The following is a 25468-nucleotide window of genomic DNA, read 5'->3' as shown; positions in this document are numbered from 1 at the left end:
AGTGGGCGGACGCGCCCTGAAAGACGAAGCATGTACCGTTACGATGAGTTCGACCACGATTTTGTCCAGGCCCGCGTCGCCGAGTTCAGCGACCAGGTCCAGCGCCGGCTGTCCGGCGAGATCACCGAGGACCAGTTCCGGCCGCTCAGGCTGATGAACGGCGTTTACCTGCAGCTGCACGCCTATATGCTTCGCATCGCCGTGCCCTACGGCACGCTGAACGGCAAGCAGTTGCGCATGCTCGGCCACATCGCCCGCAAATACGACAAGGGCTACGGCCATTTCACCACGCGCCAGAACATCCAGTTCAACTGGCCGGCGCTGTCGGACATTCCGGCGATCCTGGCGGACCTGGCCAGCGTCGAGATGCACGCCATCCAGACCAGCGGCAACTGCATCCGCAATGTCACCGCGGACCATTTTGCCGGCGCTGCCGCCGACGAGGTCGCCGATCCGCGCCCCTATGCGGAAATCCTGCGGCAGTGGTCGTCGGTGCATCCGGAATTCTCGTTCCTGCCGCGTAAGTTCAAGATCGCGGTGACGGGAGCCGAGCGTGACCGCGCCGCCATCCAGACGCATGACATCGGCCTGCACCTGAAGAAGAACGCCGCCGGCGAACTCGGCTTCGCCGTCTATGTCGGCGGTGGCCAGGGCCGCACGCCGATGGTGGCGCGCAAGATCCGCGACTTCCTTCCGGAAGCCGATCTTCTGTCCTACTGCACGGCGATCCTGCGCGTTTACAACCTCTATGGCCGCCGGGACAACAAGTACAAGGCGCGCATCAAGATCCTGGTGCACGAGACCGGCGCCGAGGAAATCACCCGCCAGGTCGAGGCCGAGTGGCAGGAGTTGAAGGACGCGGAGCTGAAGCTGCCTGAGGCGGACATCCGCGCCATCGAGGCCTATTTCGCGCCGCCGGCGCTGGCCGGACGTCCGGAAGGCGACGAGGCCGTCAAGCTCGCGCGGTTGGATTCCAAGGGCTTCTCGGACTGGCTCGACCAGAACGTGGTGACGCACCGCCATCCCGATTATGCCGCGGTGACGATTTCGCTCAAGGGCATCGGCGAGGTACCGGGCGACGCATCGGACAGCCAGATGGAAGCCGTCGCCGATATCGCCGAAAGATACGCCTTCGACGAGTTGCGCGTCAGCCACGAGCAGAACCTGATCCTGCCGCATGTGGCGCGCGCCGACCTGAAGGCCGTCTATGACGCGCTGGTCGACATCGGGCTGGCAACGGCCAATTCCAACCTGATCTCGGACATCATCTCGTGCCCGGGCCTCGATTATTGCGCGCTGGCGACGGCGCGTTCGATCCCGATCGCGCAGGAAATCTCGCAACGCTTCGCCTCGCTGGAGCGGCAGCGCGAGATCGGCGAATTGAAGCTCAAGATCTCCGGCTGCATCAATGCCTGCGGCCACCACCATGTCGGCCATATCGGCATCCTCGGTGTCGAGAAGAAAGGCTCCGAGCTCTACCAGGTGACGCTCGGCGGTTCGGCCGACGAAAACACCTCCGTCGGCGAGATCATCGGCCGCGGCTTCTCGTCGGAAGAGATCACCGACGCCATCGAGACGATCGTCGATACCTATCTCGGCCTTCGGCTCAACCCACAGGAAATATTCATCGACGCCTACCGCCGTTTCGGTCCCGCGCCGTTCAAGGAGGCGCTCTATGCTGGCGAAGCCAAGGCCGCTTGACCGTATTGCCGACGTCGAGGACGGCGCCGCCGCCAAGGCGGCGGGCCTCGATGCGCTCTATGGCCATTTGAAGCCGCTTGAGATCATCGAACGTGCGGCCAGGGACCTGTTCCACGACGAGATCGCCGCCGTGTCTTCGTTCGGCGCGGATTCGGCGGTGCTGCTGCACATGATCGCGGAGATCGACCGCACGCTACCGGTCATCTTCCTCGATACCGGCAAGCATTTCGAGGAGACGCTCGGCTATCGCGACGCGCTGGTCGCCGATTTCGGGCTGACCAACATCCGGGTGATCAAGCCCGACGAGGCGGCGCTCGAACGGATCGACCCGACCGGCAATCTGCATCAGAACAACACCGATGCCTGCTGCGACGTGCGCAAGGTCGAGCCGCTGGCACGTGGCGTCGCCCCCTTCCGTGCCTGGTTCACAGGTCGCAAGCGCTTCCAGGCCTCGACACGGGCCGCACTTCCGGTGTTCGAGGCGGTCGGCCCGCGCATCCGCATCAATCCGCTGGCGCACTGGACGACGTCGAATCAGGCCGACTACATGCGTTCGCATGCGCTGCGCGAAAATCCACTGGTCGCCTATGGCTATCTGTCGATCGGCTGCTTTCCGTGCACGCAGCCGGTGCAGCCGGGCGAGGACGCGCGTAGCGGCCGCTGGGCCGGTCACGCCAAGACCGAGTGCGGCATTCACCTGTCGGGACTGGAAGTGTCGCTGACCGACGCATCACTATAGGGTATGTTGCAATTCAGGTGAGGCCGGCCTGCAAACGGCAGCTTCCTGCGCTTCCGGGGCTCACGTACTTCAAGTACGCTCCGCTCCGGTTCTCGGAAGCAGCCGTTTTCGAAGCGGCCTGACCTGAATTTCAGCACACCCTTGAGCTCTTTGAATTTTTAGGAATTTTGATGACTGAACCGACGACACCGGAGACCCGGCTCTGGACCCCTGAAGGGTTTCGCGAGGACGAGTGGACCCATGCCGAAAGCGCCGACGCGCTGGCAGGCAATGGCCGCTTCATCCTGCCGTTGCAGGCATTCCTCGATCTTGACCCGGAGGTGCGCCGCTCGGCGAAGGAGCGGCTCGGCGTCGTGCTGCAGCCCGGCGATCAGCTCGAGAAGATCGCCGACCTGCTTGACCAGCTGTCGCTGGTGGCGCTGGCCTTCCCGGCCTTCGGCGACGGCCGTTCTTTCTCCAAGGGCGAACTGCTGCGCAACCGCTATCATTTCACGGGCGCGCTGCGTGCCACCGGGCAGATCCTGGTCGACCCGTTGCCGCATATGCTGCGGCTTGGTTTCGACGAGTTCGAGATCTCGAATCCGGTGCTGTTGAAGCGGCTGGAGGAAGGCCGGACCGGCGGCCTGGGGCTTTACTACCAGCCGGCCGCCATATCGGAGCCCAAGGGTCCGAGATATTCCTGGCGGCGGGCTCGCGGCAACTGACGCGGCGGTAGGTCCACGCGTCTTTACATCGCCCGCGATCGGGCCTTCTCTGATCGTCCGGATAGAAATATCCGCCTGACGATCTGGGAGGGGTCTCATGCGCTACGACTATGTCATCGCCGGTGGCGGGTCCGCCGGCTGCACGCTTGCCGCGCGGCTCTCCGAAGATACCTCGAAAACAGTTTGCCTGATCGAGGCGGGAGGAGCCGGCAAGGATCTGCTGATCCGCGCACCCGCCGGCGTCATCGCGCTGCTGCCGGGCCGGCCGAAGATCAACAACTGGGCGTTCGAGACGGTGCCGCAGCCTGGGCTTGGCGGCCGCAAGGGTTACCAGCCGCGCGGCAAGACGCTCGGCGGCTCCAGTGCCATCAACGCCATGCTTTACACGCGCGGGCACCTTGGCGACTATGACGAATGGGCCGATCTCGGCTGCCAGGGCTGGTCGTGGGACGACGTGCTGCCCTATTTCCGGCGCGCCGAAGGCAATCAGCGCGGTGCAGACGCACTACATGGCAGCGAAGGACCGCTGCGGGTCGGCGAACAGCAGGAGCCGCGTGCGCTCTCAAGGGCCTTTGTCGAGGCCTGCGGCGAAAACCAGATACGCCGCAACGACGATTTCAACGGACCGGAGCAGGAAGGGGCGGGGCTCTATCAGGTGACGCAATTCTGGGACGAGCGCCGCAATGGCGAACGATGCTCGGCGGCTGCCGCATATCTGCATCCGGTCATGAGCCGGCCCAACCTTACCGTCATCACCGGAGCACAAGCCACGGGCATCGTGCTTGACGGCAACCGGTCGACCGGCGTTCGCTATCGCAAGGGCAACAGCGAAGCGATTGCACAAGCCGGGCGCGAGGTCATTGTCTGCGGCGGCGCTTTCGGTTCGCCGCAACTGCTGTTGCTATCGGGCATTGGCCCCGCCGCCGAACTTGCCGTGCACGGTATTCCGGTTGCTCACGAACTGCCCGGAGTGGGCAAGAACCTGCAGGATCATCTCGATTTCATCCTGGGCTGGACGTCGAAGGACGCCGACATGATGGGCATCGGTGTGCGCGGTCTGCCTGGCCTGCTGCGGCATATGCTGCGCTGGCGCAGGGATGGCGGCGGCATGATCGCTACGCCCTACGCGGAAGGCGGCGCCTTCCTCAAATCCGACCCAGCGATCGACCGGCCCGACCTGCAACTGCATTTCTGCATCGCCATCGTCGACGATCACGGCCGCAAGCTGCATATGGGTTACGGCTTTTCCTGCCACGTCTGCGTGCTGCGGCCATATTCGCGGGGCGAGGTCGGGCTGTCGAGCGCGGATCCGCTGGCGGCACCGCGCATCGACCCGCGCTTTCTATCGGACGAACGCGACGGCGAGCTTCTGCTGAGGGGTGTTCGAATGATGCGCGGTGTCCTGGAGGCGCCGGCACTGGCCAAATACCGCCACAAGGAAATCTACACGGCCGGCGTGTCGAGCGACGCGGAGCTGATGTCCCATATCCGTGCCCGCGCCGACACGATTTATCACCCGGCCGGCACCTGCAAGATGGGCATCGACGATATGGCGGTGGTTGATCCGGAACTGCGAGTCCACGGCATGCAAGCCTTGCGCGTCGTCGACGCCTCGGTGATGCCGAGGCTGATCGGCGGCAACACCAATGCGCCGACCATCATGATCGCCGAGAAGGCCGCGGACATGATCAAGGCGGTTGCCTGACCGTAGTCTGGTCGAACCAATGGCCCCTTTTTGGTCTTTTTTCCGACTCGATTTGTAGGCGATCGCGGTATTGTGGCGCAAACGCCACAGCGGGTGGCTGGCATGATGGTGCGCTGCATTTTCCTAATCTCTATCAGCGTCGTTATGACGGTCGCATTTGGCCATGGCCGTGCGGAAGCCCTGTTTGCCCAAAGCGGTGCTTGCGTGGCAGAAGTTGGTCCAATGCGGGCGGCCGAAGCTATCGGTGTAGTTAATGTGCCCATAGACATAGAGGCGCAGATCACCGTTCTCTAAGGCCGCCAATTCGGCGGGAGTCATCGGGCGACCACTGCCCGTGTGATAATGAGCCATCCCGTCAGGCGGTATGACACTTCGCGTGACGGGGTGGTCCTTGATAATCGGCCCCTCGAAAGTAAAATCGTCCCGCAAGGGCCATTTTTCCAAAGCGACCCAACTAATGCCAATGACGTCGTGGGCCGGAGTCAGACCCAAGTTTTTGACGTGAATTTCAATCTCGACAGTATGGGAAATGGACGGGTAGCGGACAAATGTCATCTCTTTTTGGGGGTCGAGAAACACGTAGGGCCGCAACTGTCGTCTAGCGGTGTCCTCAGCCCCCAAAACCAGCCGTCTGGTAGCTCTCCAAAGGAAGACTGTCGAGAAGCCAAGGATGGCCGTGAAGACAGCTATAATGATGGTGCCGAACGCCACCCAAAACTTGTCATGGGTTTCGAAGAGACCGATGAACCGATCCGTCCGGGAAATTCCTGGCTTATCGTCGGTCTGGACTTTCTCTTCCTTCCCGTCGGCGCTGTTATCGTCGGCGGTCTGAGTAGAAACAGACTTATCCTTTGATTTTGCGTTGGTGCTCTCGCTTGCTGGTTTTTTAGCGTTTTCATTGTACTGACCGGCGCTTTCGGGTGGATGCTGTGACCAAGCAGCATTGGCACCAATTAAAAAGCATACGATCATCGCCGAAAGCGACCGATACGATATACGTGCCCAAATGGTTTGCATGGCTATTCGGGAAGCTCTGCACTGTTGCCATAGTTATGATACCGGGCCTTGTCTGCGCTGATGAAAGCGCGGCTTTTGTTCGGCCTGCTATCCGGCTTAACGCTGCGATCCCGACTAGCTGTTGCATACCGATGGCAGAATTTCGTGAAGCACTGCTCCCCATACCCATTGTCGTATTTGACGATACCGTAGACGTAGACATTGTAGTCCGGAACACAGAGGTCAGAAATTGGGAGAGTAGGCCGTTCGTTTCCTTGTCGCATTTCTCCGCCAGGCTGGATAACGCGATCTGAATTGATTGCTACTTTGGGAATGTCGAAAATCTGTCTGCGAAAGAACGAGTCCACCTCTGGACCGTGCGACAACTCCATCTTGACGAGCAGGGTGACATTGCGCGCTGGCAGTCTGCCGACATTTTTCAACACGACATGTCCCATAGCGTCGGGTTCACCGATCAATTGGTTGATCCCATCGGGAACGACCGTGAGATAAGCACGAAGCTCCTTTTTGGCGTTGCCCTCGATCAACCTCATCTGATCGTCGCCAGCCTCCCAAAGCTTGTTAGTAGAAGCCCAAAGCCCAATCGTAGAGAACGCCAAGACGATTGTGAAAATGGCTATTACGGCGTCGCTGTTGCCGGTCAGAAATCGCCCGGAGCAATTGACATATTGACGGACTGTGAAAGGGAGGTAGGAGAAACCTTCTGCAAGGGCATATTTGGCGTAGTAGTAGTCTGCATACTTTATGCAGGAATGAAACGACTGTGAGCTTGTTACAAGCCAAGCGAACACTACGACAGGAATGGCAAAAAGAATCCACCCTCGCCAATCCTTCAGCGCCTTAAGCATCGTCTACCGCCACTGAACCCCTAGATATCTCTAGAGTTACCCTCTCCCTGCCAGTGGCGGCAAGTGCGGCCAAGAAGAAATGCGCGGACATCGTTGCCCGCCCCAGTTTGTTGGCTATGCTTGCCTTCGTCTCGTTGAAGCCGTGCGCCCCCCCTGCGCTCCGCCAGCTCGTCATAAGTCAAATCGGCTCGCTTAGCTCGACTTTCAAATACCGAGCTGCCCGCTCGGAAGCCTTCGCTTGATTTCACCGGCTACTGGCAGCGCCGCAAGGCGGCGTGATCGGCCCCTTGACTTTTTATGCCAGAACTAGCATATTGTCGTCGCTGACGAGCAGGTGGCAACGTGTCGCCTGAAGGGCACTTGGAGGTATTTTTATGGCAAGACGCACTGGCATGTCGGAGAGGAATAATGAAAAGAAAACTTATTTTCATCGGCTCTAGTCTGGATGACCTCCAGGATTTTCCGAAAGAAGTAAAAAGTGAAATTGGGTTTTCCCTTTATATGGCCGAGATGGGCGGCAAGGCGCTGAACGCGGTACCTCTGACAGGGTTCGGGAACGCATCGGTGCCGGAAGTCATTGTAGACCATGACGGCGACACCTACCGTGCTGTTTACACGGTTCGGTTCGCTCAAGCCGTCTATGTCTTGCACGCCTTCAAAAAGAAGGCGGTGAAGGGCTCAGAGACGCCTCTGAAAGAAATGGCGTTGGTGCGGAGTAGGCTCAAGTCAGCCGAAGCGCACTATGAACTAAACTTTGGTAAAACCGTGAGGAAGAGAAATGCCGACCAAAAGGAGCGATAGCGACAAGATCGTTGAAAGCTCTGGTAACGTTTTCCGCGATCTTGGGATCGAACTGACGCCCGAAGAGGCTGTCAAGGTGGATATTGCGCGCGCAATCACAAGGGTCATTGCGGCGCGAGATTATACCCAAAAAGACGTAGCCGTGATTCTTGGAACAGATCAGGCGAAAGTGTCAAATATCGTAAGGGGTCGTTTGGAGGCATTCTCCATGGAACGCCTTATACGATATTTGCTTGCGCTTGGTATCAATGTCGATGTCCATCTGTCGCAGACAAAAGACCGTAGAAAGGTGTTGCCAATAGGCAAGGACCAGCCCGTACGCCCCGATGAGGGCCGAGTGAAGGTTCACACTAGCGTGGCTGCTTGCGGTTAAAACGACTTAGGCCCCGTTCGCGCGGGGCCTCTTTTACTGACCGGCCCTGCTTTAGCTTGTCCTGTGTCCGGTTTTGTTTGAGCTATGATCCGCTCCAGCGTCGCAATCATCCTGAGATTTCCGCTTCCCCTTTCATCGTCCTGCCCTTAGGATAAGTCAATTATTTCGTCATCCGAAATAAATGGCCACAAAGGGAGGAACCGGGAATGGCTGGTAAGAAAATATTGATGCTCGTTGGCGAGTTCAGCGAGGAATATGAGATTTTCGTCTTTGAGCAGGCCATGCATGCCGTCGGCCACACCGTGCATGTCGTGTGCCCGGACAAGAAGGCGGGCGATGTGCTGAAGACATCGCTGCACGATTTCGAGGGCCACCAGACCTACACCGAAAAGCTCGGCCACGATTACATCCTCAACAAGACGTTTTCCGAAGTGGATCCGGGCCAGTACGATGCCGTCTACGCGGCGGGCGGGCGCGGTCCCGAATACATCCGCATCGACAAGCGCGTGCAGGCGCTGGTGCGGCACTTCCATGAGACCGGCAAGCCGATCTTCACCATCTGCCACGGCGTGCAGATCCTGATCGCGGTCGACGGCGTGGTGCGGGGCAGGGAAGTGGCGGCGCTTCACTATTGCGAGCCGGAAGTGACGCTGGCCGGCGGTATCTATATCGACGTCGCGCCGAACGGAGCCCATGTCGACGGCAATCTCGTATCTGCCAAGGGCTGGCCGGGCCTGTCCAATTTCATTCGCGAATGCCTGAAGGTGCTGGGCACGGAGATCCGCCATGGCGAGATCCTGATGCGCGACGAGCGGCAGGCGGCCTGAGGCTCTGAGAACCGGCTGCTCTTCTACGCTTTCAACTCAGGTTGGAAAGCTTTGCGCTGCTTCCTCATGCGGCCCTTGGGCATTGTTCGAAAAGCCAGGCAATTGGCTTTTCGTCCGCTGCGCGGACCGCACTTCACCTCTCCGTTGATGGGAAGCAAGACAAGCGCTACAGCGCCGCGTGTGCCTCTCGGAACGATATCAGCTTGCTGCGGCTTTCGTCCCACAAGGCCAGTTTGACGCAGCGCAGGCTGTCGAGCAGCGTGACGCGGCCGATACCGCGCAGTTCCGGATAGTCTCGCAGCACTTCCTGCAACCGGTAGCCGGGCACCTTGGCGGAGAGGTGGTGGACGTGGTGGACGCCGATATTGCCGGTGAACCAGTTCAGAACCGGCGGCAGGTCGTAGTAGGACGAGCCGTGCAGGGCGGCATGCTGGAACTGCCATTCCTCGTCCTTCGCCCATTCGGTCTCCTCGAACTGATGCTGGACGTAGAACAACCAGATGCCGGCCGAACCGGCGAGAATGACGATCGGCAGATGGACGATCAGGAACGCGCGGGGACCGACGGCCCAGATAAGCAATGCCGCCGCAAGCGCAATGGCGAGATTGGTGGTCATCGACGACACCCAGGGCGTAAAGCCGCCGCGCATCATGCCGATGGGCAGCCTTTGCGAGAAGATGAACAACCAGATCGGCCCGAGCCCGAACATCACCAGCGGATGGCGATAGAGGCGATAGGCCAGGCGCCCGCGCCAGGACAGGCGCCGGTACTCGGCGACGGTCAACGTCCTGATGTCACCCATGCCGCGCTCATCGAGATTGCCGGCGCTGGCATGATGCACGGCGTGGGCACGCCGCCAGCAATCGTAGGGCGTCAGCGTCAGGACACCGAGCGCTCGGCCGATCCAGTCGTCGGCAATGCGATTGGCGAAGAACGAGCCATGGCCGCAATCGTGCTGGATCATGAAGATCCGCACCAGGAACCCGGCCGCGGGCAGGATGAGGATCAGCCCCCACCAATGGCCGTAGGCATAGGCGGCGGAAGACAGAGCCCACAGCGAGGCGAAAGGAATGAGGGTAATGGCGAGTTCGAGTGCGCTGCGCCGCCTGTCGGGCTTCTTGTAGCGTGCCAGAATCTTGAGCCAGGCGCGCTTGCTACTGGCCGCCATTTCGGGGGAAATCATGTTCATCAGGAAGCATAGGCAGGGTGCGCCGCCGCCGCAAGCCGGCCTTCACGTAAAGTTACTGTGCGTAATTGTCGCGTAAGGCCGGACGAGGCGCCTACTGCCGCCGCCAGGCGTCGCCATTCTCGACCCGGTCAAGGCGGTCGAGCAATTGCCTGAAACGATCGGGGATGTCGGTCTCCGTGTGGAAGGCTGGCAAGGTGCGCAGAAAGCGCGCCATCGTCTCGGCGCCGAGCTGGCGCCGGACCTCCGCGGCGAGCCTTTCGCCCTTTTCAAGCTTTTTGCGGGTCATCATCTCAAAAATCCTGCGTCGGCTCCGAAACTCCTCCAGCAAGGGAATGGTTCCCCCATCACGCCCCTGAGGCAAGCAAAGCCGGCAAGTACGGTAAAATTTGAATTAAAATCGCAGCATCGTCCTGGCGTCTTCAAAGGGCCTTGCGGTTGCTTTCCCCTTGATTTTTGGCCTGCGAACCTCGATATCGGGCACAAAATCCACACCATTCAAGATGACGGGAAACGGCGATGAGCGACCAGGCAAAAGACGAACGCGCGCCCAGTGAAGCCGAGGCGGCCGAGGCCAATGCCGAGCGCACGGAAGGCAGCATCGATGGCGACTATGAAGCGCTTGTACGACTGCTGAAGGAAAACGAAGAACTGAAGGACCGCGCGCTGCGCGTCGCGGCCGAGATGGAGAACCTGCGCCGCCGCACCGCGCGCGACGTGCATGACGCGCGAACCTATGCGGTGGCGAATTTCGCCCGCGACATGCTGTCGGTGTCGGACAATCTGCGCCGCGCGCTGGATGCCATTCCCGCCGAGGCCAAGGCGTCGGGGGACGCCGGCTTCAAGGCACTGATCGAAGGCGTCGACCTGACCGAGCGCGCCATGCTGTCGGCGCTGGAACGGCACGGGGTCAAGAAACTCGCGCCGGAAGGCGAAAAGTTCGATCCCAATTTCCACCAGGCAATGTTCGAAGTGCCCAATCCCGATGTGCCGGCCAACACCGTGGTCCAGGTCGTGCAGCCGGGCTATTCGATCGGCGAGCGGGTGCTGCGCCCGGCCATGGTCGGCGTCGCCAAGGGCGGCCCGAAAATTGCCGCCGACGCGCCGGTCGAGCCAGGGCCGGTCAATGAGCAGGCCGAAAAGGATGCGTGATTAGGGAATAGGGGAGTAGGGCAGGAAAACAGGAAGCCGTATGAATCATGCGGCTTCGTGCTAAACATGCTCCCCTACTCCCCTACTCCCCTGCTCCCCTGCTCCCTTAACCGCATAATTCATGAACCCCATCGCCCTCCTCGACTATGCCGGCGTTGCCGTCTTCGCGGCGACGGGGGCGTTGGCGGCGTCGCGCAAGCAGCTCGACATTATCGGCTTTCTGTTCCTGGCCAGCGTCACCGGTATCGGCGGCGGCACGCTTCGCGACGTTATCCTCAATCTGCCGGTTTTCTGGGTCGCCAACTCCAGCTATGTGCTGATCTGCGCGGCGGTTGCGGTGCTGGTGTTCTTTGGTGCGCACCGTGTCGAATCCCGCTGGAAATGGCTGCTCTGGCTCGACGCCATCGGGTTGGCCGCTTTTTCGGTGATGGGGGCGGCCAAGGGGCTGGCCATTACCGGTTCGCCGGTCGTCTCCGTCATCACCGGCGTGCTCACCGCCACGTCAGGCGGCATCCTGCGTGATCTGCTGGCCGGCGAGCCCTCGGTGCTGCTGAGGCCGGAAATCTACGTTACGGCCGCTCTCGCAGGTGCTGCAATCTTCACGGCTGGCGACGTCACAGGATTGCCGCCGATCGTTTCAGAACTGGCCGGCTTCGCCGCGGCGTTCGCGGTGCGCGGCGGTGCGCTCCGTTTCGGCTGGACGTTTCCAGCCTACAAAAGCCGGCCCGGCCGGCGGCCTGAAGACATTCCCTGAAGAGAGGGAGTAGGGAGTAGGGAAATTGTCAGTAGTCGCCGAAGCGTGAATCGTGGCGTCTTCACCACTGCCTACTGCCTACTGCCTACTGCCTACTCGCTCACGCCGCGAAGCGCTGCGCTTCGCCGCCATAATAGTTGACGTAGCGGGCCCCGATCTCCTTGACCGGCATCACCACGAAAATGTCGACGGTCGAGAATTCGCGGTCGATGACGCAACCATCGCCGATGCGGGCGCCGACCCGCAGATAGCCCTTGACCAGTGGTGGCATCGCCGCGATCGCCGCCTTGGTGTTGACCGCCTCGATCGGCATCAGGTCCATGGAGCAATAGCGTCCGGACACAGCGCGCACGTCCCAGGCCGAGTTGGTGCGGCAGTGATGGGCGAGATAGGTGAGCGCCTCGGCGTGCGCGGCCGGCACGGTGCCGTGGAAGGAGGCACAGCCGGTCATCACGCCGATCTCGTAGTGATTGATGTAAGCCCAGATGCCTTGCCACAGCGCCTCGATGGTGCGCTTCGAACGGTATTCCGGCAACACACAGGAGCGGCCGAGTTCCAGGAAACGCTGGCCGGGATGACGGGCGATGAGCTTGGTCAGCTCGAATTCGCCTTCGGAATAGAAGCCTCCGGCGGTTGCCGCGATTTCTTGCCGCAGCAAGCGATAGGTGCCGACGATGCGGCGGTGCTCAGGGCCGGAAAGCGATGTATCGAGGACGAGGAGATGGTCGCAGAGCGGGTCGAAGCGATCGGCGTCGCGGCGGTCCTGCGCCTGGAACAGATCCTTCCTGGCGCCAAGCTCGTCATAAAATACACGGTAGCGCACTTCCTGCGCGGCCGCGATCTCGGCCTCGTTGCGGGCGAGCCGCACTTCGAGATTGCCGATACGGCCGAGCGCTGCGCCTTTTATGACGGAATCGACATTACGTCCGGCGAGCAAGGCGCTGCTGGCGTTCGGCCGAGTGTCACATTCCGGCATAACTGTATGCACGAGTGATTCTCCTTCGAGCCATCCCTCTTGGCACGGGGATACGGTGTAGGTGCAACAGGATTGTGACAGTACCGTGATACAGCGTCTCGGGCAATACTTCGTCGGCTGGCGAAAACGGTCAACCGGCTATGTTGCGGCACAAGAGCCTACGCGCGTTGGCTTCGCGGGCGCCCGAAACCGGGCTGCTTTTTTTGGCGGGCTTCGTCAGCCATGCACCGGGAAAAGGCGGCTCAAGCGGCGACCTGGCCCTCGACGGCGCTGACCAGCGCGTCGGGGTCGAGCGGCTTGGTGACGAAGCCGCTGGCGCCGTGGGCGAGCACCGCATGGCGGGTCTTTTCCTGGCTGTCGGCCGACAGCACCATGATCGGCACCGGCGGTACGGAGGCTTCCTCCTCGTGGCGGCGGATCGCGGCAATGGCGTCCAATCCGTCCATGACCGGCATATGCAGATCCATCAGCACCACGTCGAAGCGGTGCTTGTGCCCGCCGGCGGTGACCGCCTCGACGGCAGCCTTGCCGTTGCCGACCACCTTGACGCGATGCCCGGCCTTCAACAGCGTTGCGCGGGCCAGCATGGCATTGATGTCGTTGTCCTCGGCGATCAGCACGGACAGGCCCTGTTGGCGTTCGCCTGAGGCACGAAGCGCCGGTGCGCGGCGTTTTTCCGGCCGCGGCGGGGCGAGGACCGGCGTCTGGCTGCTCAAAAGGACACGCAAAAGTGTTCCTCCGCGCACCGGCCGGGCAAGGAATGTCGCGTAGCCGCTGGCACGAAACTCGCCAAGCATGCCGCGGTCGGTGGGTGCGATCAGCGTGACGGCTTCGCAATCGGTGAACCCATGCTGGCGAAGCCGCTTGAGCAGCTTCCCGTCACTCTCTTCCAGGGCCGCGTCGACCAGAAGCACGTCACAGCCGTCGGCAAAGGATGCGGCCTGGGCCACGGTGGTGGCGATGCCGGCCGCGCCGCCATTGGCGCGGATGGTGCGGGCGATGGCGTCGGCCTCGACGGTGTTCTTGGACAGGATCACGGCGCGTCGGCCGGCAAGCGCGTTCAGCCGGCCCTGCGGCGGCTCGGTAGCCGATATGGCCGGAATCTCGAAGACGAATTCCGATCCCTGGCCGAGCCGGCTGGATACCGAAATCGTGCCGCCCATGGCGGTGACCAGACGCTTGGAGATGGCAAGCCCCAGTCCGGCACCGCCATGCGTGCGCGTCGAGGTGCCGTCGGCCTGCTCGAACTCCTCGAAGATCCGCTCCATGTCCTCGTCGCGCAGGCCGGGGCCGGTATCGGCGATGGTGAAGCAGATGCGGTCGCTGGTCTCGGTGCGGGCGCGCGCGACGCTGACCAGCACGCCGCCGCTGTCGGTGAACTTGATGGCGTTGCCGATGAGGTTGAGCAGCACCTGCCTGACCCGGCCCGGATCGGCGGTGATCAATTGCGGCACATCCGGTTCGACATGGCAGCCGAGGCCGATATTCTTGGCGAAGGCGCGCGCGGCCATCAATTCGATGATGTTGTCGGCGATCTCGCGCACGGACATGGGCTGCGGTTCGGGATCGAAGCGTCCGGCCTCGATCTTGGAATAGTCGAGCAGATCCTCGATCAGGGCAAGCAAGGCGCTGGCCGAGGTCGAGATGGCGCCGACATAGGTCTGCTGTTCCGGCGACAGGCTGGTGTCGGCGAGCAGCTTGGCCATGCCCATGATGCCGTTCATCGGCGTGCGGATCTCATGGCTGACAGTGGCGAGGAAACGCGACTTGGCCTGGCTTGCGAACTCGGCCCGCTCGCGCGCCGTGATCATGGACGATTCGGCGCGCTTGCGGGCGGTGATGTCGCGCGCGATGGCGCGATGCGAGACGGCATCGCTGTCCTTGTCGCGCACGGACAGCTCGATCCAGGAGAACCAGCGCGGCCCGGATGGCGTGCGGATGGCGACGTCGGTGGAACTCAGGCATTCATGGTCGGAGAAAGCGGCATCGGGAACGATGCCGACCTCGATGCCGAGTTCGGCCAGCGTCTTGCCGGCAAGGTCGCGCTGATCGGTTTCGACAAGGTCGGCGAACACCTTGTTGGCATAGACGATGTAACCGTCGCGGTCGCGATGGATGACGAGATCGCCGAGCGCGTCGATGAGACCGCGAAAGCGCTCCTCGCTTTCCTGCATCTCCCACATGCGGTCGGCCAGCGTCTCGATCTCGGCGCGGTTGCGGGCGGTGGTTTCGTCGAGCAGGACCGTACTGCGGCGTACGCTGCGCCTGGCGTGCAGGTGCATGGCCAGGCCGGCAAGGCCTGTTGCCAGCAACGCAAGGCTGATGAAGACCGGCGCTCCGGTCAGGTAGGAGAGGCCGGCCAGAACCATGACAACGAAGGTCAGGATCGGCAGGCCTTCGCGCTTGGCCGGTTGCTGATCGGGCACCAGCGGCGGCGCGGCGATAAACCGCCGCGCCATTGCCGGCGCTTGCGCCGGTGCCGCAACGATGTCGTCGCCAGGGTCGGCCCGTTGGCTGTCGGATTCCGCGATCATGCGAAATCCTTGCCAGACAGACATTATGGAAAATTGCGGGGGATCGTTCGAATTTTAGCGGATCGGGGTTTTTGCCCCGGCGAAGACCGATTTGCCGCCCGATGTGGCAATTCCGTCCGGCCTGCGATCCCTCAGTCCGGTCACATGTCGACGACGACGCGACCGCGGATCTTGCCATCGACGATGTCGTGTGCCGCACCGATGATGCCGTCGAAGCCGATGGTCGTGGACAGGCTGGCGAGCTTGTCCACATCGAGATCGGAGCCGATGCGCCGCCAGGCTTCGAGGCGCACGGCCTTCGGCGCCATCACTGAATCGATGCCGAGCAGGGAGACGCCGCGCAGGATGAAGGGCGCCACGCTCGATGGCAGATCCATGCCACCGGCGAGGCCGCAGGCCGCGACCGCCCCGCCATAGGAGGTCATTGACAGCACGTTGGCCAATGTGTGGCTGCCGACCGAATCGATACCACCGGCCCAGCGCTCCTTGGCCAGCGGCTTGGCGGGCTGGTTGAGCTCGTCGCGCGATATCACTTCGGCCGCGCCAAGATTGATCAGATAAGGGCTTTCGGCATTGCGGCCGGTCGAGGCGACGACATGGTAGCCGAGGCTGGACAGGATGGAGACCGCGACCGAACCGACGCCGCCGGCAGCGCCCGTCACCACGACAGGGCCGCGATCAGGCAGGATGCCGTGCCGTTCCAATGCCATGACGCAGAGCATGGCCGTGTAGCCGGCGGTGCCGACAGCCATGGCATCATGCGCGCTCATGCCCTCCGGCAACGGCACCAGCCAGTCGCCCTTCACGCGGGCGCGCCCGGCATAGGCGCCGAAATGGGTTTCGCCAACGCCCCAGCCGTTCAGGATGACCTTGTCACCCTTGCGCCAGTCGGGATTGGAAGAGGAGATGACAGTGCCGGCAAGGTCGATGCCCGGCACCAGCGGCCATCGGCGGATCACCGGCGCCTTGCCCGATATGGCCAGTCCATCCTTGTAGTTCACCGTCGTCGCCTCGACCGCGATGGTGACGTCGCCCTCCATCAGATCGGCGTCGGTGAGATCAGTCACGGCGACCGACTGTTTTTTCTCGGCGTCGCGCGAAACGAGGATGGCTTTGAACGTTTCGGTCATCTTTCTCTCCGCGAACTTGCTTGGCGTCTGACTGTGCGGCGATGGCCGCGCGGGGTCAATCTTTGGAAGGCTTGGCGTTCGAAGGTTTGGGTTCACGCCGCCAGCCGATGAGTTCGTCGAACACGACCAGTGCCGCACCCACGGAAATGAAGGCGTCCGCAAGGTTGAAGACGGCGAAGGACCAGACCGGCGTGTGGAACAGGATGTAGTCGATGACGTGGCCGTAGACGGCACGGTCGATCAAATTGCCCAGAGCGCCGCCGATGATCAGGGCAAAGCCGGTACGGGCGATGACATGGCCCGATGGCGTGCGCGTGGCGAGGTAAAGCACGAAAGCGACGACCAGCACGGCGATGACCACGAGGCCGGTGTCGCCGAAGGAGGAGAACATCGAGAAGGCGATGCCGGTGTTGTAGGTGCGAAACAGCGCCAGGAAGGGCAGCAGGTCGAGCTTCTCCTGAAAGGGCAGGCTGGCCTCGACAACTGACTTTATCCATTGGTCGAGCGCGATGGCCACGATGACGAGCAGCGCGTAGGGAGACCATGATTTCACGATTGGACAACCTTCATTGCTGGTCCGGGATTGGTTCGAGTTTCAGCGCGCCGCGCCTGATCTCGAACAGCATGATGCCGGTGGCGACCGCGAGATTGAGCGAATCGGCACGGCCTGCCTGCGGAATCCTGAGCAGCCTGTCGCAGCTCGCCGCCAGGCTTTCGGGCAGTCCCTGCTGCTCGTTGCCCATCATCAGCAGCACCGGCCCGCGGGAAAAATCAACCGAGCGGTAGTCGACCGCGCCTTTCAGATGGGTGCCGGCGACGAGACCTGAAAAGCCACCGCGCCAGGTAAGGAATGCCTCGGTCGTTGCCTTCGCCACCGGCACGGCGAAAATGGAACCCATGGTGGCGCGCACCGTTTCCACCGAAAACGGATCGGTGGTGTCGCCGACCAGAATGACGCCCTTGGCGCCGACGGCATCGACGGTGCGGATGACGGTGCCGAGATTGCCGGGATCGCGCACCCGGTCGAGCGCGACCCAGACATCGCCATTGTCGGCACTGATGTCCTTCAGGGCCAGGAATTTCTGCGAGAAGACGCCGACCACCATTTGCGGATTGTCACGGCGGGTGATGGCGACAAGCACTTTTTCCGATACTTCGAGCACGGTGCCGCCGGCGGCAACCGTGCGCGCCGCGACCTTTTCCACGGCCGCGTTGCCGCGTCCGGCCTTGGCGAAAACAAGCGTCCTGATCTGCCAGCCCAGATCGAGCGCATCGATGACCAGCTTCAGCCCTTCGGCCATGAAGGCGTTCTGCTGGTCGCGGAATTTCTTCAAGGCGAGTGCCTTGATGTCCTTGACCAGCGGATTGGCAAGACTGGTGACTTCCTTCACCTGGCCGGGTGCGCCGGCGTGCCGTTCGTTCATGTCAGGCCACCCAGCGCGAAAACAGTGAAGTCGAAAGCGCCCGGCCGGCGGACTTTTCACGGATGATCAACTCGCCCGATTCAACCTTGCCGCCCATGCCGGCGAAGGTGTCGCGCATCAGGGCGTGGATGGCGTAGAAGGAGGCACGGATCGAATAGGCGGTCAGCACCACGGCGAGCGGTTTTGGGGTCAGGATCGAGCGACAGAGGTCCGTCAAATCAGGCAGGTCCTCGAACAATTGCCAGACCTCGCCCTTGGGGCCGCGGCCATAGGCCGGCGGATCGAACAGGATGATGTCGTAGCGGCTGCCGCGACGCTCCTCGCGCTCGGCGAACTTCACCGCGTCATCGACGATCCAGCGGATCGGCTTGCCGCCAAGGCCGGCCATCTCCTGGTTTTCGCGCGCCCAGCCGATCGCCTTCTTCGAGGCGTCGACATGGGTGACCTCGGCGCCCGCGCGCGCCGCCACCAGCGAGGCAAGGCCGGTATAACCGAACAGGTTGAGCACCTTGACGGGGCGCCTGGCCGCCGCGATCAGCCCTGCCATATGATCCCAGTGCGAAGCCTGCTCGGGAAAGACGCCGACATGGCGAAACGAGGTGAAACGGCCGAGATAGTCGATGCCGTCATGCTTCATCGGCCAGGTTTCGCCGAGCGGCGTCTTGGGGAAGCGCCAGCGGCCGATGCCTTCCTCGTCGGTGTCGCCGGTGAAGATGGCGTCGGCGCGCTCCCAGTCCCTTGCCGGCAGGGCCTTCTGCCAGATCGCCTGGCCCTCGGGCCGGACGATGCGGTAGGGACCGTATTGTTCGAGTTTTTGTCCCGCGCCGCTGTCGAGCAACGCATAATCGGCATTCGGCGCCACTTCGAGAACCAACGGCAAATGTTCTGCGGGCAGGGCGCCTTCGCGACGGGCGAGGTTGCGCGGCGCGGATTTCGGCGCGGGCTGGCTGTCCGCTTTCACATTGTGCTGTTCGCGCGGCCTGGCATCTGGCTTGACCGCGGAACGATTCTCGGGCGGGCGCGGCTGTCCGGCCCCGCTCTTCGCTGGGTGTGGGCGGCCGTCGCGGCGTTTGTCGCGAAAAGACTTCAAGAGGCAGCTTCTCCGGCGGTTCGGCCCGCTTCTGCCACAGCTATGCCCTCCGGCGCAACAAACCCGCGCGACATTGCGATTGCCGATGGCTCAGCCGCGCCCGATCGAAAGCAGGGCGACAACCAACGAAACGAAGCCGGCAGCCTTGGCGGCCGTGACAGCCATGTGGCCGGTCTCCCAGCGCAGCCGCATGGCTTCGAAATCGTCCGGAATCGGGCCTGGCATCCAGGTGGCGAGAACATTGTTGGCCGGTTTGACGAGAACGAACCAAAGCACCAGGGATAGCGCATAGAGCAAGGTGGCGGCGAGTGCGAACCAGAACGCCGGCCGATCCTCGCGCAACAGCCATGCCAGCAGTCCCGGGCAGGCGACCGCGGCGACATCCAGCGGCGCGCCAATGATTGCGAAGAGCAGGAACTGGCCGTTGAAAACGGTGGCCTCGCGCCAAAGCGCCGGGGACCATCGGATGAGCCGGGGCACCGATTCCAGGACATGAGCGAAGGACGGTCCGAGGCTGAGCGCAGCGATCGTGGCGGTCAAGACAGACCAGAATAGCAGGAGGCCGTATATTCGCATGACGCAACAACGGTTCCGAACCGAAGCCGTTCCGAACAGGCGCGCCACTTGCCGTTGCCGCAGCCTTGACCCTATCGTCTACCACTCCCGGATAATCATCCATGTCCCGCTCCGAATGCCTGCTCGACCTCATCCAGTTGCTGCGCCGGCTCCACCGGCCGGTCAGAGGGCAAGCATTGGCCGATGGAGAACAGGCCAATGGGGAACAGAAATGAGCGCGTATTGGATCGCGGTGGCGTCGGCGCAGCATGTCCGGCGCGGCCGGCAGGGCGGCTTCATGCAGGTTAACCACGGCAAGGCTGCACCTCTGCGCCGCGTCAGGCCCGGCGACGGCATCGTCTATTACTCGCCAACCACCGTTTCGGGGGAGAAAGACGGTCTGCAGGCGTTCACGGCGATCGGCACGGTGCGGGAAGGAGAACCTTATCAAGGCGAGATGGGCGGCGGCTTCACGCCGTTCCGCCGTGATGTCGGCTGGGCGCAGGCCGGGGAAACGCCGATCAAGCCATTGCTTGAGAGGCTGGAATTCACCGCAGGCAAATCGAACTGGGGTTACCAGCTGCGCTTTGGCCTGTTTCCGATCAGCGCGGCCGATTTCGCCCTGATCGCACGGGCAATGGGCGCCAAACTGGCTTCGACTAGCCCCTGAGTGCCTTGTAGACGGCAATGCCGGCGGCAAGATCCTCGAGTGCTGCGCCAACCGATTTGAAAAGCGTAATCTCGTCGGGGCTGCCGCGGCCTTGCTTCTGGCCGCGCGCCAGTTCGTGCAGGTCGGCGACGATGGCTTCCGGCTTCAGCACGCCGGAGGCCAGTGGCTGGACGATGTCGCCGGCCTCCTTGGTGGCGCCGGCGCGGGTGTCGACATAGACGCGGGCGCGCATGATCGCGTCGTCATCGCTTTCGCGCATCGTCGGGGTGAAGCCGCCAACCAGATCGACATGGGTTCCCGGCCGCAGCAGCGTACCCTTGACCAGCGGCTTGGTGGTGATTGTCGCCGAGGAGACGATGTCGGCCTGGCCAAGCTCGGCATCGAGATCGGTCGCGGCGCTGGCCGCGAAGCCCTCGGCGCACAGATCGGCCGCGACTTTCTCGGCGTTGGCCGGGGTACGGTTCCAGATGCGGATTGTCTTGATTGGCCGCACGGCGCTGTGCGCCTTGGCGAGGAAGGGTGAGAGCGCGCCGGCGCCGACCACCAGCAGCCGCGAGGCGTCGTCGCGGGCGAGATAGGACGCCGCGAGCGCCGAGGCGCAGGCCGTTCGCCACTGCGTCAGCCGCTGGCCGTCGATCAGGGCTTCCGGTTCGCCGGTGCCGCCATCGAGCAGGAGATAGAGCCCCATCACGGCTGGCTTGCCGATGGCGTTGTTGTCGGGCGAGACGGTGACGATCTTGACGCCGATATGGCCGCCGGCCGAACCGCCGGCGGCGTGAAAATCGGTCCAGGCCGGCATCAGAAGCAGGGTCGACGCCGCGCCATCAGGCCTCTCGACCGCGTGATGATGCCTGACTGGCTGCACCGCGCCCTCGCGAAAAGCAGTGCGCAGCGTCTCGACCAGTCCAGGAAAGGTCAGCGCACGATCGACCTCCGCGGCCGAAATGGTCAGCATGAAAAGCTCCGTGAAAAGAAATGCGCCGGCCTGCGGTTCAAGTGGTTGGCTTCGGCAATACCGATCCTTGGGCCGGTCCTTGGGCTGATCCTTGAACCGGCCCTTGCGGCACTGAGGGCGCGCGGCTGACCGCCTGGCGCAGGTTTTCCGCCTCGGCGCCGCGCTGGCGCGCCAGCTTGCGGTAGCGGCCTTGCTTTACCCAGGTCGCCAGGCTGCCGACGATCATGCCGATGGCAAGCGCCAGGAACAGGAAGATGAACAGCGGCAAGGTCAGCGTCAGCTTGGGATTGCCGGGATTGAATGGATCCAGCGTGAAGGCGACGAGTTCGCGGTTTGCAACGGCCAAGGCGATCAGGATGATCGCCAGGGGCACGAAGACCACGATGAGCATGAAGCGATTGAGCATAATGTTTTCCGTTGCAAGCGGCCGGACAAGGCAGTCCGGCTACTTGCCGCCGTTCAGCCTTTCACGCAGTTCCTTGCCGGTCTTGAAGAACGGCACCCATTTCTCCTCGACCTCGACGGACTCGCCGGTGCGCGGGTTGCGGCCGGTGCGGGCGGGTCGATTCTTCACCGAAAAAGCGCCGAAGCCGCGCAATTCGACCCGGTTGCCCTCGGCAAGCGCGTCGGTGATTTCATCGAAGATCGCGCCGACGATGTTTTCGACGTCGCGCAGGAAAAGATGCGGATTGCGCGTGGCAATAATCTGCACAAGCTCGGACTTGATCATCAGACGGGTCCCCGTGAAAGCAGTTCGGCCAAAATTATCAGGATGATTTTATTTGCTTTTTCAGCTGTCCCAACGCGTCTCAAGGGTGCCAGACGGAAACGAGACCGTCAAGAAACAAGCGGTTGGCGCCAAGTTCATGGATGACGTCGCCGCCGGAATCCGGCAAGCCGAGCGCGCCGGCGATCGTGCGTGCCATCGCCTTCGAGAACAGGAAGCCGCCGCGCCGTTCCGTGTCCTTCCATTCGACCACCTTGAGCTTGGCATCGACACCCTTGGTCGCCAGCCAGTCGATGGCCACGGACTCGCCGCCGACGGCGTCGATCAACCCGTTGGCAACACCCTGGCGGCCGGTGAAGATCGAACCGTCGGCGAGCGCCAGTGCTTGTTCGTGCGTCATCTTGCGGCGTTCCGCGACGATGCCGACGAACCAGTCGTAGCTGTCGAGGATGAGCTTGCGGACCATGGCGCGTTCGTCGTCATTGGTCGGCTTGAAGGGCGAGGGCGAGGCTTTCAGAGGCGAGGATTTCACCTCCTCCAGCTTGACGCCGAGCTTGTCCATCAGGCCGCTGACGTCAGGATACTGGATCAGCACGCCGATGGAGCCGACGATCGAGGTCTTGCGGGCGACAATATGGTCGGCGGCGCTTGCGATCATGTAGCCCGCCGACGCGGCGAGCGTGCCGACCTCGGCCACGACCGGCTTGTCGGCGGCGAGCTTGCGCACCTCCTCGTAGATCGATTCCCCGCCGACGGTGGTGCCGCCGGGAGAATCGATCACTAGGATCACGCCTTTTACTTTCGACGACTGGCGGATGGTCTCCAGCCGCTTGATCAGTTCGTCGTCCTCGGTGATGGTGCCTTCGATCCTGACCTTGGCGATGTGGTCGACGGTGGAGCCGCCGAAATCGTCGCCATAGAACCAGGCCGACAGCGCAATCACCCCGAGCGCCACGATGCCAAAGGCCGCGACACGCCAGAAAGTCAGCTTGCGCCGCAAGCGGCGGCGGTCGATCAGGTCGTCGGCTCTCAATGCCATCGTCAGCCTCACAGTCAGCGGGAAGAGACGCTTTTAGACCATGATGTCTCCATCGGGAAGCAGTTCCATCCCGCACATGGCGCGGCAATCCGCGCGCGACGGTCCTTATGCTGTCTGTTTTGTGACTGGTCTGTGCGGGGGACGCAAGGTAAGTGGGAAGAACTTCGGTGATGAAAAAAGACGCAAGGGCGACTATTTCTGCTATGAAGCACTGGCTATTGCGCTGACCCGGGTTTCGTTTGTGCAATGGCAGCTGTCACATTTTTGCGGTTTTCGTCGGCTTGTGCTTGCGTGAGGACGCTGGCGTCCCACCTATAGGCGGTGCTCCCCGGGGGCGGGTTTTAGAAGAAAGCAGTCATGTTAGCGCGACCGAATGAACCGGCCAGCCCGGAGACGGAGTTGGCTCCCCCGGAGGATGGCTGGACGCGGGACGAGGCCTTCGACCGCGCTCAGCGTCACTCGCGCCGCGTGCGCGTGCTCAAATTCGCCGTGCCCTTGGCCGCGGCGCTGATCGCCGTCGCCTTCCCGATCTATTCGTATCTCGCCGCCCCCGTTTCCGTCGCGGTGCAGGCGGAAGGCACCGCCTTCTCCAACGGCAAGCTGGTGATGGCCAATCCCAAACTCAATGGCTTCACCAAGCAGAAGCAGCCCTACTCGATGACGGCGCTGCGGGCGATACAGGATGTGAGCACGCAAGGCATCATCGAGCTCGAGGGCATCGACGCCAAGGTGCCGATCGCTCCCGACAATGTCGCGGCGGTAAAAGCCTCGCGTGGCACCTATGATCGCGACGGCAATACGATGAAACTGGACAGCGACGTCACCATCACCACGACCGACGGCATGCAGGCCAAGTTCAAATCGGTCTTCCTCGACATGGGCAAAGGCACTATGAAGACGGATGATCCCGTCGATGTCAGCCGTGGCGGGTCGCAGATCACAGCGAATTCCCTGTCGGTCCAGGACAATGGCAAGATCCTGGTGTTCGAGAATAGGGTGCGCGTCAACATTGATGCCGCCAGTCTGAAGGCGGCTGAGGCAAAGGGCGAAGAAGCGAATGTGGCTCAATAGTTCGACACGGCTTGCGGCCGCAACTTCGGCGCTGCTCCTGCTCAGCCTGGCGCCGTCGCTGGCGCAGTCGTCTGCCGCCAGTCAGGTGTCAGGCCTCAAACTGGCCGGTGACAAGCCGATCCAGATCGAAAGCGACAAGCTGGAAGTGCGTCAAGCCGAGAATGTCGCCATCTTCACGGGCAATGTCACCGTCGTCCAGGGGCCGACGCTGATGAAGGCCGGCAAGATGATGGTCTATTACATCAAGGATGCCAATGCCGCGGCCAAGGGCACGGAAGCCGCGGGCGCTGCGATGACCGGCTCGGCCAACATCGACCATCTCGAAATCTCCGACAAGGTGTACATCAAGTCGGATCAGCAGGTCGCTACCGGCGATCAGGGCAGTTTCGACATGAAGAGCCAGGTGCTGGTGCTTTCGGGCAAAAAGGTCGTCCTGTCGCAAAACGACAATGTGCTGGTCGGCTGCAAGCTTACCGTGCAGATGAAAAGCGGACTGGCCCAGGTCGATCCATGCGCTGGGCAGCGCGTGCAGATGTCGATCACGCCGCCGCCGAAATCGGATGCGTCGAAATCGGGAGCGACGAACCCCTGATGGCCAGCCTGTCGTCGCTGACGGCGCGTCTTCCGGGACGGGCCGCAGGCAAGCTTTCGGCTCCGGCCACGGTCACCGCCGACAAGGCGAAGTTCAAGGGAACCTTGATCGCCAAGGGCCTGACCAAGAGCTACAAGGGCCGCAAGGTCGTCAGCGGCGTCACGCTGGGCGTACGCGCCGGCGAGGCCGTCGGGCTGCTCGGCCCCAACGGCGCCGGCAAGACGACCTGCTTCTACATGGTTACCGGCCTGGTGCCGGTGGATGAAGGCACGATCGAGATCGACGGCTTCGACGTCACCTCGATGCCGATGTATCGCCGCGCGCGCCTCGGCATCGGCTATCTGCCCCAGGAGGCCTCGATCTTCCGCGGCCTCAATGTCGAACAGAACATCCGCGCCGTGCTCGAAGTGGTGGAAAAAGACCGCAAGGTCCGCGAGCGCAACCTCGACGAACTGCTCGAGGAATTCCACATCAGCCATCTGCGCAAGGCGCCGTCCATGTCGCTCTCGGGCGGCGAAAGGCGGCGCCTGGAAATCGCGCGCGCGCTGGCGACGCGTCCGGCCTACATGTTGCTCGACGAACCCTTCGCCGGCATCGATCCGATCGCGGTCGCCGACATCCAGCAATTGGTGCGTCACCTGACGGCGCGCGGCATCGGTGTCCTCATCACCGACCACAATGTGCGTGAGACGCTCGGCCTGATCGACCGTGCCTATATCATCCACGCCGGCCAGGTGCTGACCCATGGCCGCGCCGACGAAGTGGTGGCAAATCCCGACGTGCGGCGGCTTTATCTCGGCGAGGGTTTTACCCTCTGAGCAATTCCTTGTCCTACACGCCGCTTCGCTGCGTCTGTTTTTACGAAGTTCCGGCCAGGAAGCTGTTTTTTCCCCGGCTC

The 25468-nt window shown here is 62.5% G+C and carries 28 protein-coding genes; 13 read left to right on the top strand and 15 right to left on the bottom strand.

What is annotated here, in order from left to right:
- The first annotated feature begins 30 nt into the window (after positions 1–30).
- The 4 genes from EN804_RS07955 (at position 31) to EN804_RS07940 (ending at position 4849) form a co-directional block, all read left to right on the top strand.
- A complete protein-coding gene (locus tag EN804_RS07955) occupies positions 31–1701 on the top strand; it encodes a nitrite/sulfite reductase (RefSeq protein ID WP_135919062.1) in 1671 nt (556 codons plus the stop codon).
- Positions 1676–2440, top strand: a complete 765-nt coding sequence (locus tag EN804_RS07950; RefSeq protein WP_135919061.1) for a phosphoadenylyl-sulfate reductase — start codon at positions 1676–1678, stop codon at positions 2438–2440. The genes EN804_RS07955 and EN804_RS07950 overlap by 26 nt, the downstream gene beginning before the upstream one ends.
- Positions 2441–2610: 170 nt before the next feature.
- Positions 2611–3144 carry a DUF934 domain-containing protein gene (locus EN804_RS07945; protein WP_135919060.1) on the top strand — a complete coding sequence of 178 codons (534 nt, stop codon included), beginning with the start codon at positions 2611–2613 and terminating at the stop codon, positions 3142–3144.
- A gap of 97 nt (positions 3145–3241) precedes the next feature.
- A complete protein-coding gene (locus EN804_RS07940) occupies positions 3242–4849 on the top strand; it encodes a GMC family oxidoreductase N-terminal domain-containing protein (protein WP_135919059.1) in 1608 nt (535 codons plus the stop codon).
- Between the two features lie 123 nt (positions 4850–4972).
- Here the strand turns inward: EN804_RS07940 and EN804_RS07935 are convergent, their stop codons facing one another.
- Both EN804_RS07935 and EN804_RS07930 read right to left on the bottom strand, forming a co-directional pair.
- Positions 4973–5866, bottom strand: coding sequence for a hypothetical protein (locus EN804_RS07935; RefSeq protein ID WP_135919058.1), 894 nt, complete (start codon positions 5864–5866; stop codon positions 4973–4975).
- Between the two features lie 2 nt (positions 5867–5868).
- The gene (locus tag EN804_RS07930; protein ID WP_135919057.1) at positions 5869–6714 is read right to left on the bottom strand and encodes a hypothetical protein; all 846 of its coding nucleotides are present in this window, start codon (positions 6712–6714) and stop codon (positions 5869–5871) included.
- Positions 6715–7122: 408 nt separating this feature from the next.
- Here EN804_RS07930 and EN804_RS07925 point away from each other — a divergent pair, with 408 nt between their 5' ends.
- The 3 genes from EN804_RS07925 to EN804_RS07915 all read left to right on the top strand — a co-directional run bounded on the left by EN804_RS07925 (position 7123) and on the right by EN804_RS07915 (position 8715).
- Complete coding sequence (locus tag EN804_RS07925) at positions 7123–7515, top strand: type II toxin-antitoxin system RelE/ParE family toxin (RefSeq protein ID WP_135919056.1); 393 nt, start codon at positions 7123–7125, stop codon at positions 7513–7515.
- Entirely contained in the window at positions 7493–7888 is a 396-nt protein-coding gene (locus tag EN804_RS07920; protein ID WP_135919055.1) for a helix-turn-helix transcriptional regulator, read from the top strand. The genes EN804_RS07925 and EN804_RS07920 overlap by 23 nt, the downstream gene beginning before the upstream one ends.
- Before the next feature lie 206 nt (positions 7889–8094).
- Positions 8095–8715: a DJ-1/PfpI family protein gene (locus tag EN804_RS07915; RefSeq protein ID WP_127280673.1), complete on the top strand. Its 621-nt coding sequence runs from the start codon at positions 8095–8097 to the stop codon at positions 8713–8715.
- Between the two features lie 166 nt (positions 8716–8881).
- Here the strand turns inward: EN804_RS07915 and EN804_RS07910 are convergent, their stop codons facing one another.
- Both EN804_RS07910 and EN804_RS07905 read right to left on the bottom strand, forming a co-directional pair.
- On the bottom strand, positions 8882–9904 hold the full coding sequence (locus EN804_RS07910; protein WP_127280460.1) for a fatty acid desaturase: 1023 nt from the start codon (positions 9902–9904) through the stop codon (positions 8882–8884).
- A 91-nt stretch (positions 9905–9995) separates the two neighbouring features.
- A complete protein-coding gene (locus tag EN804_RS07905; protein ID WP_127280461.1) occupies positions 9996–10193 on the bottom strand; it encodes a hypothetical protein in 198 nt (65 codons plus the stop codon).
- Positions 10194–10420: 227 nt separating this feature from the next.
- Here EN804_RS07905 and grpE point away from each other — a divergent pair, with 227 nt between their 5' ends.
- Positions 10421–11053: a nucleotide exchange factor GrpE gene (grpE, locus tag EN804_RS07900; RefSeq protein ID WP_127280462.1), complete on the top strand. Its 633-nt coding sequence runs from the start codon at positions 10421–10423 to the stop codon at positions 11051–11053.
- A gap of 121 nt (positions 11054–11174) precedes the next feature.
- Positions 11175–11807, top strand: coding sequence for a trimeric intracellular cation channel family protein (locus tag EN804_RS07895; RefSeq protein WP_127870002.1), 633 nt, complete (start codon positions 11175–11177; stop codon positions 11805–11807).
- A gap of 100 nt (positions 11808–11907) precedes the next feature.
- On the opposite strand, the gene EN804_RS07890 is transcribed toward EN804_RS07895, so the two are convergent.
- From EN804_RS07890 to EN804_RS07860, 7 genes are all read right to left on the bottom strand, one after another.
- The gene (locus EN804_RS07890) at positions 11908–12783 is read right to left on the bottom strand and encodes a GNAT family N-acetyltransferase (RefSeq protein WP_167531310.1); all 876 of its coding nucleotides are present in this window, start codon (positions 12781–12783) and stop codon (positions 11908–11910) included.
- Positions 12784–13025: 242 nt separating this feature from the next.
- Positions 13026–15317, bottom strand: coding sequence for a PAS domain-containing hybrid sensor histidine kinase/response regulator (locus EN804_RS07885; RefSeq protein WP_135919054.1), 2292 nt, complete (start codon positions 15315–15317; stop codon positions 13026–13028).
- A 140-nt stretch (positions 15318–15457) separates the two neighbouring features.
- Complete coding sequence (locus tag EN804_RS07880; RefSeq protein WP_135914988.1) at positions 15458–16447, bottom strand: MDR family oxidoreductase; 990 nt, start codon at positions 16445–16447, stop codon at positions 15458–15460.
- Positions 16448–16502: 55 nt separating this feature from the next.
- Positions 16503–17000 (bottom strand): signal peptidase II, encoded by a 498-nt coding sequence (gene lspA, locus EN804_RS07875; protein WP_127869999.1) that lies wholly within the window; start codon positions 16998–17000, stop codon positions 16503–16505.
- Between the two features lie 13 nt (positions 17001–17013).
- Positions 17014–17871 carry an RNA methyltransferase gene (locus tag EN804_RS07870; protein WP_135919053.1) on the bottom strand — a complete coding sequence of 286 codons (858 nt, stop codon included), beginning with the start codon at positions 17869–17871 and terminating at the stop codon, positions 17014–17016.
- A gap of 1 nt (position 17872) precedes the next feature.
- On the bottom strand, positions 17873–18961 hold the full coding sequence (locus tag EN804_RS07865; RefSeq protein ID WP_135919052.1) for a class I SAM-dependent rRNA methyltransferase: 1089 nt from the start codon (positions 18959–18961) through the stop codon (positions 17873–17875).
- Between the two features lie 90 nt (positions 18962–19051).
- A complete protein-coding gene (locus EN804_RS07860) occupies positions 19052–19537 on the bottom strand; it encodes a DUF1772 domain-containing protein (RefSeq protein WP_127279746.1) in 486 nt (161 codons plus the stop codon).
- A 211-nt stretch (positions 19538–19748) separates the two neighbouring features.
- On the opposite strand from EN804_RS07860, the gene EN804_RS07850 reads away from it, so the two are divergent.
- Positions 19749–20186 (top strand): EVE domain-containing protein, encoded by a 438-nt coding sequence (locus EN804_RS07850; protein ID WP_127279747.1) that lies wholly within the window; start codon positions 19749–19751, stop codon positions 20184–20186.
- Here EN804_RS07850 and EN804_RS07845 read toward each other — a convergent pair.
- The 4 genes from EN804_RS07845 to sppA all read right to left on the bottom strand — a co-directional run bounded on the left by EN804_RS07845 (position 20176) and on the right by sppA (position 22907).
- Positions 20176–21141, bottom strand: coding sequence for an ornithine cyclodeaminase family protein (locus tag EN804_RS07845; protein ID WP_127279748.1), 966 nt, complete (start codon positions 21139–21141; stop codon positions 20176–20178). The genes EN804_RS07850 and EN804_RS07845 overlap by 11 nt on opposite strands.
- 37 nt (positions 21142–21178) lie before the next feature.
- Positions 21179–21547 carry a LapA family protein gene (locus tag EN804_RS07840; protein ID WP_135919051.1) on the bottom strand — a complete coding sequence of 123 codons (369 nt, stop codon included), beginning with the start codon at positions 21545–21547 and terminating at the stop codon, positions 21179–21181.
- Between the two features lie 39 nt (positions 21548–21586).
- Positions 21587–21871: an integration host factor subunit beta gene (locus EN804_RS07835; protein ID WP_006200394.1), complete on the bottom strand. Its 285-nt coding sequence runs from the start codon at positions 21869–21871 to the stop codon at positions 21587–21589.
- Positions 21872–21950: 79 nt separating this feature from the next.
- Complete coding sequence (sppA, locus tag EN804_RS07830) at positions 21951–22907, bottom strand: signal peptide peptidase SppA (RefSeq protein WP_127869992.1); 957 nt, start codon at positions 22905–22907, stop codon at positions 21951–21953.
- 357 nt (positions 22908–23264) lie between these two features.
- Here sppA and lptC point away from each other — a divergent pair, with 357 nt between their 5' ends.
- The 3 genes from lptC to lptB are packed head-to-tail and all read left to right on the top strand — an operon-like array spanning position 23265 to position 25388.
- On the top strand, positions 23265–23978 hold the full coding sequence (lptC, locus tag EN804_RS07825; protein WP_127279797.1) for an LPS export ABC transporter periplasmic protein LptC: 714 nt from the start codon (positions 23265–23267) through the stop codon (positions 23976–23978).
- Positions 23965–24570 carry an LptA/OstA family protein gene (locus EN804_RS07820; protein WP_127279798.1) on the top strand — a complete coding sequence of 202 codons (606 nt, stop codon included), beginning with the start codon at positions 23965–23967 and terminating at the stop codon, positions 24568–24570. The genes lptC and EN804_RS07820 overlap by 14 nt, the downstream gene beginning before the upstream one ends.
- Complete coding sequence (lptB, locus tag EN804_RS07815) at positions 24570–25388, top strand: LPS export ABC transporter ATP-binding protein (RefSeq protein WP_127279799.1); 819 nt, start codon at positions 24570–24572, stop codon at positions 25386–25388. Before EN804_RS07820 ends, lptB begins: the two co-directional genes overlap by 1 nt.
- The last annotated feature ends 80 nt before the right edge of the window (positions 25389–25468 follow it).

Origin of the sequence: Mesorhizobium sp. M8A.F.Ca.ET.161.01.1.1 (assembly GCF_004792105.1) — a bacterium.
Taxonomy (GTDB): Bacteria; Pseudomonadota; Alphaproteobacteria; order Rhizobiales; family Rhizobiaceae; genus Mesorhizobium.
Note: the sequence above shows the minus strand (reverse complement) of the source record. Positions and strands in the feature narration are given on the sequence as shown.

Bases quoted from the DNA above. Each gene is read 5' to 3' on its own strand.
- EN804_RS07955 (WP_135919062.1), top strand. From the start codon at position 31: ATGTACCGTTACGATGAGTTCGACCACGATTTTGTCCAGGCCCGCGTC.
- EN804_RS07950 (WP_135919061.1), top strand. From the start codon at position 1,676: ATGCTGGCGAAGCCAAGGCCGCTTGACCGTATTGCCGACGTCGAGGAC.
- EN804_RS07945 (WP_135919060.1), top strand. From the start codon at position 2,611: ATGACTGAACCGACGACACCGGAGACCCGGCTCTGGACCCCTGAAGGG.
- EN804_RS07940 (WP_135919059.1), top strand. From the start codon at position 3,242: ATGCGCTACGACTATGTCATCGCCGGTGGCGGGTCCGCCGGCTGCACG.
- EN804_RS07935 (WP_135919058.1), bottom strand. From the start codon at position 5,866: ATGCAAACCATTTGGGCACGTATATCGTATCGGTCGCTTTCGGCGATG.
- EN804_RS07930 (WP_135919057.1), bottom strand. From the start codon at position 6,714: ATGCTTAAGGCGCTGAAGGATTGGCGAGGGTGGATTCTTTTTGCCATT.
- EN804_RS07925 (WP_135919056.1), top strand. From the start codon at position 7,123: ATGAAAAGAAAACTTATTTTCATCGGCTCTAGTCTGGATGACCTCCAG.
- EN804_RS07920 (WP_135919055.1), top strand. From the start codon at position 7,493: ATGCCGACCAAAAGGAGCGATAGCGACAAGATCGTTGAAAGCTCTGGT.
- EN804_RS07915 (WP_127280673.1), top strand. From the start codon at position 8,095: ATGGCTGGTAAGAAAATATTGATGCTCGTTGGCGAGTTCAGCGAGGAA.
- EN804_RS07910 (WP_127280460.1), bottom strand. From the start codon at position 9,904: ATGAACATGATTTCCCCCGAAATGGCGGCCAGTAGCAAGCGCGCCTGG.
- EN804_RS07905 (WP_127280461.1), bottom strand. From the start codon at position 10,193: ATGATGACCCGCAAAAAGCTTGAAAAGGGCGAAAGGCTCGCCGCGGAG.
- grpE (WP_127280462.1), top strand. From the start codon at position 10,421: ATGAGCGACCAGGCAAAAGACGAACGCGCGCCCAGTGAAGCCGAGGCG.
- EN804_RS07895 (WP_127870002.1), top strand. From the start codon at position 11,175: ATGAACCCCATCGCCCTCCTCGACTATGCCGGCGTTGCCGTCTTCGCG.
- EN804_RS07890 (WP_167531310.1), bottom strand. From the start codon at position 12,783: ATGCCGGAATGTGACACTCGGCCGAACGCCAGCAGCGCCTTGCTCGCC.
- EN804_RS07885 (WP_135919054.1), bottom strand. From the start codon at position 15,317: ATGATCGCGGAATCCGACAGCCAACGGGCCGACCCTGGCGACGACATC.
- EN804_RS07880 (WP_135914988.1), bottom strand. From the start codon at position 16,447: ATGACCGAAACGTTCAAAGCCATCCTCGTTTCGCGCGACGCCGAGAAA.
- EN804_RS07870 (WP_135919053.1), bottom strand. From the start codon at position 17,871: ATGAACGAACGGCACGCCGGCGCACCCGGCCAGGTGAAGGAAGTCACC.
- EN804_RS07860 (WP_127279746.1), bottom strand. From the start codon at position 19,537: ATGCGAATATACGGCCTCCTGCTATTCTGGTCTGTCTTGACCGCCACG.
- EN804_RS07850 (WP_127279747.1), top strand. From the start codon at position 19,749: ATGAGCGCGTATTGGATCGCGGTGGCGTCGGCGCAGCATGTCCGGCGC.
- EN804_RS07845 (WP_127279748.1), bottom strand. From the start codon at position 21,141: ATGCTGACCATTTCGGCCGCGGAGGTCGATCGTGCGCTGACCTTTCCT.
- EN804_RS07840 (WP_135919051.1), bottom strand. From the start codon at position 21,547: ATGCTCAATCGCTTCATGCTCATCGTGGTCTTCGTGCCCCTGGCGATC.
- EN804_RS07835 (WP_006200394.1), bottom strand. From the start codon at position 21,871: ATGATCAAGTCCGAGCTTGTGCAGATTATTGCCACGCGCAATCCGCAT.
- sppA (WP_127869992.1), bottom strand. From the start codon at position 22,907: ATGGCATTGAGAGCCGACGACCTGATCGACCGCCGCCGCTTGCGGCGC.
- lptC (WP_127279797.1), top strand. From the start codon at position 23,265: ATGTTAGCGCGACCGAATGAACCGGCCAGCCCGGAGACGGAGTTGGCT.
- EN804_RS07820 (WP_127279798.1), top strand. From the start codon at position 23,965: ATGTGGCTCAATAGTTCGACACGGCTTGCGGCCGCAACTTCGGCGCTG.
- lptB (WP_127279799.1), top strand. From the start codon at position 24,570: ATGGCCAGCCTGTCGTCGCTGACGGCGCGTCTTCCGGGACGGGCCGCA.